The sequence below is a fragment of the Ruegeria halocynthiae genome, from assembly GCF_900106805.1.
Taxonomy (GTDB): domain Bacteria; phylum Pseudomonadota; class Alphaproteobacteria; order Rhodobacterales; family Rhodobacteraceae; genus Ruegeria; species Ruegeria halocynthiae.
This window is the reverse complement of the sequence record NZ_FNNP01000012.1, coordinates 93,726-103,108: the sequence shown is the minus strand read 5'-3', so window position 1 is coordinate 103,108 and position 9,383 is coordinate 93,726. Positions and strand designations below refer to the sequence as shown.

9 protein-coding genes are annotated in these 9,383 nt (G+C 53.9%); 6 read left to right on the top strand and 3 right to left on the bottom strand.

Going from position 1 to position 9,383, the window contains the following annotated elements; translation table 11 throughout:
* Nucleotides 1-154: 154 nt before the first annotated feature.
* On the bottom strand, nt 155-787 hold the full coding sequence (locus tag BLU89_RS19320) for a tyrosine-type recombinase/integrase (RefSeq protein ID WP_074739082.1): 633 nt from the start codon (nt 785-787) through the stop codon (nt 155-157).
* A 329-nt stretch (nt 788-1,116) separates the two neighbouring features.
* On the opposite strand from BLU89_RS19320, the gene BLU89_RS19315 reads away from it, so the two are divergent.
* The 5 genes from BLU89_RS19315 to BLU89_RS19295 all read left to right on the top strand — a co-directional run bounded on the left by BLU89_RS19315 (nt 1,117) and on the right by BLU89_RS19295 (nt 6,477).
* Nucleotides 1,117-2,127: a hypothetical protein gene (locus BLU89_RS19315; protein WP_143030623.1), complete on the top strand. Its 1,011-nt coding sequence runs from the start codon at nt 1,117-1,119 to the stop codon at nt 2,125-2,127.
* 57 nt (nt 2,128-2,184) lie between these two features.
* Entirely contained in the window at nt 2,185-3,435 is a 1,251-nt protein-coding gene (locus BLU89_RS19310) for an adenylate/guanylate cyclase domain-containing protein (protein WP_074739078.1), read from the top strand.
* A 427-nt stretch (nt 3,436-3,862) separates the two neighbouring features.
* Complete coding sequence (locus tag BLU89_RS19305) at nt 3,863-4,402, top strand: dihydrofolate reductase family protein (RefSeq protein ID WP_074739076.1); 540 nt, start codon at nt 3,863-3,865, stop codon at nt 4,400-4,402.
* On the top strand, nt 4,399-4,971 hold the full coding sequence (locus BLU89_RS19300) for a TetR/AcrR family transcriptional regulator (protein WP_074739074.1): 573 nt from the start codon (nt 4,399-4,401) through the stop codon (nt 4,969-4,971). The genes BLU89_RS19305 and BLU89_RS19300 overlap by 4 nt, the downstream gene beginning before the upstream one ends.
* 231 nt (nt 4,972-5,202) lie before the next feature.
* Nucleotides 5,203-6,477, top strand: a complete 1,275-nt coding sequence (locus BLU89_RS19295; RefSeq protein WP_074739072.1) for a phosphatidylserine decarboxylase family protein — start codon at nt 5,203-5,205, stop codon at nt 6,475-6,477.
* Between the two features lie 31 nt (nt 6,478-6,508).
* On the opposite strand, the gene BLU89_RS19290 is transcribed toward BLU89_RS19295, so the two are convergent.
* Both BLU89_RS19290 and BLU89_RS19285 read right to left on the bottom strand, forming a co-directional pair.
* Nucleotides 6,509-8,026, bottom strand: coding sequence for a basic amino acid/polyamine antiporter (locus tag BLU89_RS19290; protein WP_074739070.1), 1,518 nt, complete (start codon nt 8,024-8,026; stop codon nt 6,509-6,511).
* A 381-nt stretch (nt 8,027-8,407) separates the two neighbouring features.
* Nucleotides 8,408-8,710: an SH3 domain-containing protein gene (locus BLU89_RS19285; RefSeq protein WP_074739098.1), complete on the bottom strand. Its 303-nt coding sequence runs from the start codon at nt 8,708-8,710 to the stop codon at nt 8,408-8,410.
* Between the two features lie 309 nt (nt 8,711-9,019).
* On the opposite strand from BLU89_RS19285, the gene BLU89_RS19280 reads away from it, so the two are divergent.
* A complete protein-coding gene (locus BLU89_RS19280) occupies nt 9,020-9,349 on the top strand; it encodes an arsenate reductase family protein (RefSeq protein WP_074739068.1) in 330 nt (109 codons plus the stop codon).
* Nucleotides 9,350-9,383: the final 34 nt, after the last annotated feature.

Sequence of the window (9,383 nt, the reverse complement as noted above, 5' to 3'; positions counted from 1 at the left end):
CCTAGCAGTGATACACAACTGCAGTATGGCGCATTGCGACGCCGGTTGGAGCAGGAGCTATCCACCCCATCGGGTTCGACGGGCCGCAGTGCAGCATCTCGGTCGCCGGTCCAATGTCCGGAAAGCGGGCCGCCCTTGCAGGCGGCCCTAAGCTTTAGATTTCAATGGCTTCCGCGATAGCCAGTGCATCTTCAAGCTCGACACCGAGATACCGGACCGTGCTATACATCTTGGTGTGACCGAGCAGAAGTTGCACGGCTCTGAGATTTCCCGTCTTTTTGTAGATCTGCGTAACCTTGGTGCGGCGCATCGAATGGGTGCCATAGGCCGTCGCTTCTAGACCGATCGAAGTGACCCAGTCGCGTACGATCCTCGCGTACTGACGGGTTGAGATGTGCAGACGTTCGTGAAATCTACCTGGCCAAAGATATTCTGACCCGACCATGAGCTCATCCTCCATCCACTTCTCGACAGAGGCACGCGTGCCTTCGGAAATCTCGAAGCGAACCGGTTTCTGTGTCTTGTTCTGTAGAACGGAAGCGCGCTCTTTGATCTGACCCGAAGCCATCACGTCGACCACTTGCATCTTCACTAGGTCACATCCGCGGAGCTTGCTGTCGATTGCCATATTGAACAGGGCTAGATCAAGATGGTTCTCTGCCAATTCAAGTCGCACCCGGATTGCCCAGACATGCTTTGGCTTCTGCGGGCGTTTTTGACCGACAATGCGACCCTTGTTCCATGCAGGGCGAAGTGCGCGAATGGCTGGCAAGTTTGGTGTTTCCATGACTGATCCTCCGATCCACCATGCCCTCCCAAAACGACAACCCGACGTTGACCTAGTCAACATATCACGTGATGTTGCACTGCACTTTGGGTCCGGATTGAGCCCTTCTTGACCGATGCTGCGCTTTGCACGGATGTCGGCTTTTCTCACAAAGCGAGAAACGTCAATTGGCGAGAGTGGGCAACTTTGATTGCAGCCACGATGCGCGCAGGTGCTTTGGTGGTACTTTCGCTTATCAAACTCAGACCATGCGTTTTGACAAGAATCGAATAATCCCAATAAAATAGTGAGGGCTGGCTTCTTTGATCGTTATTTGCAGGGGTTTTTGCATGAAAATTTTTCTCTGGATACTCGCGCTTACCATGTTGGCTGAACCGATCTATGCACAGAACCTACCGGCCAACTCTGTTTTTTGGTCGCCGCCTCGGAGCACAGCTAGCTGCTGGGCCCAATCGCAACAGAAATTGCCTGATGAAGTCACTATCGTCGCGCGTGGAGCATTTGAGGGCAAATCATCGGCGCAGCGGTTCACGCAGGCCAGTGGTTCCAACATGCAGACTGCAATAGGCAGCAGGAGCTTCAATACCCGCACATTTGCGCAGCAATACGTCGCGCTGGCGCAAAAGGGGTCGTTTACACGGCTGCCAGGCGGCAGCCACGATACACATCCGGCGTTTCAATCATCCGTCATTCTCATCAATGCGGCCTTTGCGGTTTCATTGTTTGAAAACCGCCAAGCCTGGTCTTCTCAGGAGCGTGAACTTGTCGTCAAATGGGGAAATAAGGATGAGCGTAATCAGTGGAAATACGGCACGCCCTCGGTTGATTCCGTTGCCGCGCAAGGCGCTGCGGCAATGGCGTGGGGCGCAGCCACCCAGCAACAAAAGATCTATAAGAAGGGATATTCCCGCTATATTCGCGTGTTTAAGCGGATCGACAAGACTGACCTTTTTGAACAAAACCTACGGGACAATAATGAAACCATCGCGATGATCATGCTATCGGCAGAGGTTCAGCACCGTAACGGGCTGCCGGGCTATAATCTGGTCAACAACGGCAAAACGCTTCACGATGCGGTAAAGGCCCATTCGATCCGTACGTTGGAACTGGGGCCCACAAAATTGCGTACGCAGACAGATGATGGGGGGTTGGTCAGCTATTTTCGCACCAAAGGTTACGCGGGACACTTAGCATGGATCCCCATGTATCTTAGCCGCTATCCGAATGGCCCCGCGTCAGCAGATGTCAAAAGACTGAAGACAGCGGTGGTGCGCCATGGTGCGGGCGGCAAAAGCTTCTTTGGTCGCAATATCGGCGGGCCGACAGATTGCCTTTGGTAATGCGATCGGGAAGAAATTCGGATCGCTCGTTGAAATGTTCGGTGAAGAGGTGGTGTTTTGGTACGTGCTGCGACGTCTGCAAATGACAGCACAACACCGCGTCGAAAACTGGCTGCCATCTTTGCCGCAGATGTAGCAGGCTACAGCCGCCTGATGGCGGATAACGAAGAAAAAACCACCGCAGAACTGGTCGCGCAACGCAAGATTATGGATGCCGTGATCAAAAAATACGGTGGCCGGATTGCGAATACAGCTGGCGACAGCGTGCTTGCTGAATTCGAAAGCTCTGTTGAGGCGGTCAGATGCGCTGTTGAAGTGCAAGAGGCCCTCAGATCAAGAGTTGAAGGGGCGCCGGACCACTGTGCGTTTCAATTTCGCATCGGAATAAACGTGGGCGATGTCATCGTTCAGGGCGCTGATTTGCTTGGGGATGGTGTCAATATCGCGTCACGGTTAGAGGCGATTGCCGAGCCCGGTGGGATATGCATTTCCCGACAAGTTCGCGAGCAAATTGAAGGGAAGCTAACCCTGCAGATTGTTCCCATGGGAAAGCAGAAGTTAAAAAACCTTCCTCATCCAGTCCAGACATTCAAAGTTGGCGGAAAGGCCCACTCTGGAAATGTCCTTGAAAGAACTCGATCATTTCTTTTCGATTTTCGGGCACAATTCAAATTCGTTTTGGGTGCGATCAGCCTGGCTGTGATCATCATTTTTGGTTTCCTTTTTGTGCAGCAGACGAACACCGGCTTAAAACTGCCGGACAACCCTTTGCTGGGCCTGCCGCCCTCCCCCGTAACAGATCAAAACTATAGCCAGAGCGCGCTTGATGAATGGGCCAGTTTCTCAATCTCTTCGCGAGAAATAGTGGAAGAAAGGGAATTCAACGGCACCCGGTATGTTTTGGTCAAGGCTTGGGGGATCAAGTGGGTAGAAGCTGAAGCAGAAGCCCGCGCGCTTGGCGGTCAACTGGTCTCAATTGCCAGCCAGGAGGTAAACGACTTGCTGGTTAACATGATAGCAGAGCGCGATGATGTCTGGCGCAAACGTGAGGATGAAGGTGGCTGGCAACGGTTTGGCCCCTGGATTGGTCTGTTTCAGAGTGAATTCGATCAAGAACCTGACGGGGGATGGGTTTGGAGCAATGGCGAAAAACTCACCTACTCAAACTGGTTTTGGCATCAGCCTGACAACTGGGATGGGGTTGAGCATTTTGGCCGGTTCAGAGAGTTTTCCGATCAGGACGGTATTAGATGGGATGACGGGCGCTTTGATACGATCGCGCGCGGGTATCTTGTAGAATTCAAGTAAGAAGCGCTGCGCTTCACAAACCAATTTAGTCGACAGAAACATGGTTCAATTATTTCCGCAAGGTTTGTGCTCTGAGCAGAAGGTTTTCCATAATGCAGCGATGAACTGCGTTCAGCTCTGAGTGGCAAGCCCGAATGTCCACACTGGATCTTGAGCGGTTATTAATCCCGGACACGCGAAGGGCAGTTTCGTCCCGCAAACTGTGAGTTCGAGCAGCGCCAAATTTTGCACTTGCAGCGAATGACCGGAATGCGGGCTGCGACCGCAGAATGCCAGCAGGGCGCCGAATGTCTCCTATGGGCCGCTTTGAGCGAAGCAGTGCAGGCCTTCTGGGTCCGGATTCAGGGCCAGAAATGACAACTACCTCTTGAGCGCTATCTTTGCTTTTATTATATGCCGTATAAATTTATTGCGGGAGACCCGGAAGATGCCCACTGGACATATCATGATGGCGATGAGCCTGGACGGTTTTGTAGCGCGGCCTGATCACCGGTTGGATTGGTTGGAAAAGCAACCGACCGCGGATGAAGACCACGGGTTTGTCGCCTTTCAGGACAGTGTCGATGTGATCGTCATGGGGTCCGGGTCGTATAGGACGGTGCGAGGCTTCGGGGTGTGGCCCTACGCCAAACCGGTGGTCGTTCTTAGTAGAACAATGACTTCCGCCGAAATTCCTGACGATCTGCGCGACAAAGTCGAAGTCTCAGACTTGGCGCCCGAAGATTTGATGAAGAGCTTTGACGCGCGCGGTTTCAATCGCGTCTATGTGGATGGCGGCGCGATCATTCGCTCGTTCCTGAAGGCCGGGCTGGTGGAAGACATGCGGATCACCCTGGTTCCCATTCTCATCGGTAAGGGCATCCGGATATTTGGCGAGACCGAGGTCGATGTCGATCTGGAACTGGTGTCGGCCAACAGCTTTCCTTCTGGTCTGGTGGATCTGGATTACAGGTTGAAAGCCGCGTGACGAAAGCCTCTTCACCAGGGCGGCCGCCGAAGGCCGAGCAGCGCCTTTCGAAACAGCTGATCCTGAAGACTGCATTCCCGATTGTCCAAGGCGAAGGCGTCGACGCGCTATCGTTTCGTGCGCTTGCCGACCAGCTTGGCGTCACACCGATGGCGGTGACCTATCACGCTGGCACCAAGAAACAGCTTCTGTCCGATTTGGTGGAACATGCATTTGCGGGCGTTCTGGACGGCGTTGACGAGGTCACTCCTGTCGAACGGGTCCGAAGCATCATGGCGATGTACTACAGTTACGCTTTGAGGAACGCCAACCTACTACGCGCGATCCTTGAGGACGTGACGCTAATGAGCGCGGACCTGAAAGACGTGGCGGCGGAGCTGAAGGCCAACACGGATCAGCTTGAAAACAGCGATGGTGGCGATGTTCTTGTTCACCTACTTATTGACTATGCACACGGGTTTGTACTCGCTGCCTCCAGCGGAGCGAACAATCCCCTGACAATAGAAGACTATCTGTGCGGTATCGACTGGATTCTCCGTCGAGCCGCTGGTGATCGCGAGGCCCTGTAGTGGAAAAAATATAGGTGCAAGGGGAGCACAAAGGAAATGCCTTGGCGACAGAAAAATCAAGACTGAGCTCTATCTTCGCGATTGCAGTGAATGTCCGAAAAGCGGGCTGCGACCGCAGCATCTTGACCCGTTCACCAACGGCGGGAATGGGCCGAAATCTGCGACAGATCTTGCAAGTCGTGTTAGCCTTGCCTCAACGCGTAACCCAATCTTAGCAGGAAGGTCAATCAGATGTCCTCACGCGATACTTCGGTTAATGTGCATTACAAAGTCGGGAAGTGGTTGCCTTCGGATCAAGACGTGCTGGATGCTTGGTCTGCAAAGATTGCTAAAAAGGCTGAAACGGACACTAGCCCTCTGTTACCCGCAGTCCAGAACCTCAAGACGCTGATCGAAACGGATGCCAAGGTCTATATGTTCTTTACGCAGATGTTTCAGGAAGTACCCGAGAGCGAAAAAACCTCGCCTTCTGGTAAACCGCAGGTGCGCAACTATGAGCATATGCTGCGTCTCTTCAACACCATTATGACCCATGCGCCTGAGTTTAACGAAAGCGGGCTAGTGGGGTTCCCCTTTAACGCGATTCTCGACTGGTCGATGGCGAATGTCGGTGGTTGGGCCGGTTTCCTGGACGATAAGATCGACGCGCATCTGCGCGCAATGCTGAACGAATGGGCTGTGTTTCTGCAATCCCCGGAAAGCACATCGGTTCTTGGTGATGATCCCAAGTCCGGCTGGTTCGGCGCCGATGCAAGAAAAGCGATGCCCACCTTTGTAGAGGATTTTATCTGCGACCCGTCGTTGCCGCATTATGGTTTCAAATCCTGGGACGATTTCTTTACCCGCCAGTTCCGCGAGGGTGTGCGCCCGATCGCCGGAATCGGCGATGATTCCATCGTTGCGAACGCATGTGAGTCGGCCCCATACCGCGTGGCTCAAGACGTCAAACTGCGCGACAGGTTTTGGATCAAGGCACAACCTTATGCGCTACAATTCATGCTCGATAACGACCCTTATGCGAGCCGCTTTGAAGACGGGACAGTGTATCAGGCATTTCTGAGCGCCTTCAGCTATCATCGTTGGCACGCGCCGATCTCAGGCCGTATCGTGAAGACGCGGTTGATCGAGGGCACGTATTACTCTGAGATCATGGCCGAAGGATTGGACCCGGCAGGCCCGAACGCCTCGCAAGGGTACATCGCTGAGGTCGCAACCCGCGCGCTTATCTTCATCGAAGCCGACAATCCCGATATCGGGCTGATGTGCTTCGTGGCAATTGGCATGGCCGAGGTGTCTACTTGTGATGTTACGGTCTATGAGGGTCAGCACGTTACGAAGGGCGACGAGATCGGTATGTTCCATTTCGGCGGATCTACGCATTGTCTGGTATTCGAACCGGATGTCGATATCGAGTTTGATCTGCATGGGCAATCGCCGGGACTGGACAGTTCCAATATCCTTGTCAACGAGCGCATCGCCAAGATTGGTCCCCGAAAGACCTCATGATCGATATGGCGGTCGCGGCAAGCCTTGTGTCTCAGGTTGCATAGACCTGCGGCAACCTCCCATCGATCAACATCCAGATCGCAGCCATAGCGACGAGAAACAGCCCAATTGCCGCTACGGCCTCAGAACCGGAAAAGGCGCGTTCTCCCGGACTGCCCGACCGGCGAGCCCAATAATATACAGGGATCCCGGCCGCATATATCACTGCTCCCGCCAGCATGAATTGAACGCCTGCGGCATAAACCAGCCAGAGCCCAAAGCCCGTCGCAAGCAGGCTGATGATCAAAGCCGCGGCCTTGCCCACCTTCGCCGTAGAAGGGTAGGCGCCCGATGCTATGAGCTTCCAGAGAAAGGCCGCCGATCCAATATAGGCTGGCAGGATCACTACGCCCGTAATTGACAGCATCAGGTTCCAGGCGTTGTCCGAGAAATACACAAGAATGATCGCCGCCTGCATGATGGCCGTGGAAATGATCAGGGAAATCGACGCAATCCCAGCCGCGTTGGTCTTTGCGAACATTTTTGGAAAGGTCTCGTCCTTGGCGCAAGCCCAGGGCAGTTCCGCCACCAGCAATGTCCAGACCAGCCAGGAACTGAGCAATGCAATGATGACACCGATATTTATCAACACCTCTCCCCATAAACCTACCAGTGACCCGAGGATCGCTGACGTCGACGGGGGTGCGAGGGTCGACAACTCACCTTGCGACATGACCCCGAATGGCAGGACGGAAACCAAAACAAACAGGACCGTCACAATAAAGTAACCTAGCAAGGTTGCCCGGCTCACCGTTTTGGCATCCGAACGGTTGGACATGACTACCGCGCTTTCGATCCCGATATACATCCACAGTGTGACTAGCATTGTCCCCTTGATCTGTTCGACCACACCGCCCAGTGGTTTGTCCTGCCGCGCCTGAACAGTGACATTGCCCCAGAAATCCGATGTGAAAAGATCCCGGCTGAACGAGAAATAGAGTACCACCAGCAGGAACAGCGTCACGGGAACGAACTTGGCCACCGTGCCAATATTGTTCAACAACGAGGCCCCCTTTACGCCCCGCATCACAAGAAAGCACAGCCCCCAGATAATCGCAGAGGATCCCAGCGTCGCCTGCCAGGTGTTGCCGCCGGCGAAGTACGGAGGAAAGAAATAGTTCAGAGCGTCCATCATCAGCACGGCATAGCCAACGTTTCCGAACGCCACTGACAGCCAGTATCCCCAGGCGATCAGAAACCCAGCCAGTTTTCCAAACCCAGCGCGTGCGTACATGTAGATGCCGGACGTCATTTCGGGACGAATATCGGCCAGCACCTGAAAACTGCGCGCGAGAAAGAAAATGCCCAGCCCCGAGATCATCCACGCAATCAAGATCGCCCCAAGTGCCGCCGACTGGGCCATATTCTGCGGGATATTGAATACCCCGCCACCAAACATAGCGCTGACAACCAGCAGCGTCATAGCAAAAAGTCCAAGCTTCTTGGGACTCGCGCCCTTTGCACTGTCGGCAGCAGAGGATGAATGGCTGGATGCGGTCTCGGTTGACATCACGTCTGTCCTAGAAATTAGGAGGTGAGGGCAGTTGGCCTGGCCCATGCACTTTCAGGCAACAACGGATTTTTCATCCTTACTTTAATGCCTTGGAGCTGTCGCGGGAAGCATTCTTCGTGAGGCTGCAATTGGCTCCATCAGAAGTAATGCCGCACCATTAGTAAAATTGCTATTGGTCGCCTGATGCAGTGCGTCGTTGAATGGCTGCGCCGACGCCAGCAATTAGCGCCAATCTCTTCGGAGTATAACGGGCCAACACCTCTGTGGCCCGCAAGTCGGCTCTAGGCCCAGGTTGAACGATGCCAGCCGAACAGAAAGGGCGATTTCCATCGACATTTCGCAGGTACTGCTAAGGTGGTAACGCCGATCGCCGTTGTATCAGGTCTTTCGCAAATAGGCCCAGGAGACATAGCCCTTGAGCCCACGCGCACGCACCAAAGAAACGCGGCACCAACGGGTGCCACCGGTCTGCTCGCAACTGTGAACTCGTAGCGCAGTCCCATTCGGAAGACCAACAATCACATTGTAGCCTGTTCCAGGCCCACCACGCATTTTCAGCATGTCACCCTCTTCGACGCCAACAACTTCGTATCGTCCAAGTGAGGCTGCCGCTGCAGGTTCTGCGTCTATGAAGGCCCCTAAGAACGATGCAGATAGGAGAAAGAAGATTGCACTGCGCATCGCGTTATCCTGCTTGTTGGCTCTGCGATAATCGTAGCGGTTCAGAGCACCAGGAGGAACAAACCTAAAACAGAAATGCGCGATTTTGCGAAAGTCTCGTGGCAATACTGCCGCGCCCGGTTCGATTGGCCGCAACGCAGTATCTCGATTGTCAGGCGATTGGCTGGGATGGGTCAACCCAGAAACTTCAAGGAACGACTCACAATGTCCGTAGTTTGGGAAACATCTGGGCTGCTATGCAGGATCGATTGGTTGCATTGGAGGACTTGATGCGTGAGGTTGCGGGATGACCGCCGAGGAGACCGCGACATGATGATCTATGGATTGAACACCTGCGCTATTTGCCAGAAGGCCCGCAAGGCGTTGGAGGCAGAAGGCAAGGAAGTCAGTTTCCGCGATGTCCGGGCGGAACCACTGAGCGAGGCTGAGCTGGCCGAGCTCATAGCGGAATTTGGGGACTTACTCGTGGATCGAAAGTCGAATGATTACAGAGGGCTCAATGATTGGCTGAAAAATTCAGAAGCAGAGGCCCAGATTTTAGCCCAACCCAAAGTGATGGCGCGCCCGGTAATACGCGATCAGGATATGTTGTATCTTGGCTGGGATGAGACAGTTCAAAAGGCTTTGCTTCCGGGCTGATGTTTTGAACCAAAAATTGCATAATTAGCTGAAC

Coding starts and splice junctions, on each gene's coding strand:
- BLU89_RS19320 (WP_074739082.1), bottom strand. CDS start 787: ATGGAAACACCAAACTTGCCAGCCATTCGCGCACTTCGCCCTGCATGG.
- BLU89_RS19315 (WP_143030623.1), top strand. CDS start 1,117: ATGAAAATTTTTCTCTGGATACTCGCGCTTACCATGTTGGCTGAACCG.
- BLU89_RS19305 (WP_074739076.1), top strand. CDS start 3,863: ATGCCCACTGGACATATCATGATGGCGATGAGCCTGGACGGTTTTGTA.
- BLU89_RS19295 (WP_074739072.1), top strand. CDS start 5,203: ATGTCCTCACGCGATACTTCGGTTAATGTGCATTACAAAGTCGGGAAG.
- BLU89_RS19290 (WP_074739070.1), bottom strand. CDS start 8,026: ATGTCAACCGAGACCGCATCCAGCCATTCATCCTCTGCTGCCGACAGT.
- BLU89_RS19285 (WP_074739098.1), bottom strand. CDS start 8,710: ATGCGCAGTGCAATCTTCTTTCTCCTATCTGCATCGTTCTTAGGGGCC.
- BLU89_RS19280 (WP_074739068.1), top strand. CDS start 9,020: ATGATGATCTATGGATTGAACACCTGCGCTATTTGCCAGAAGGCCCGC.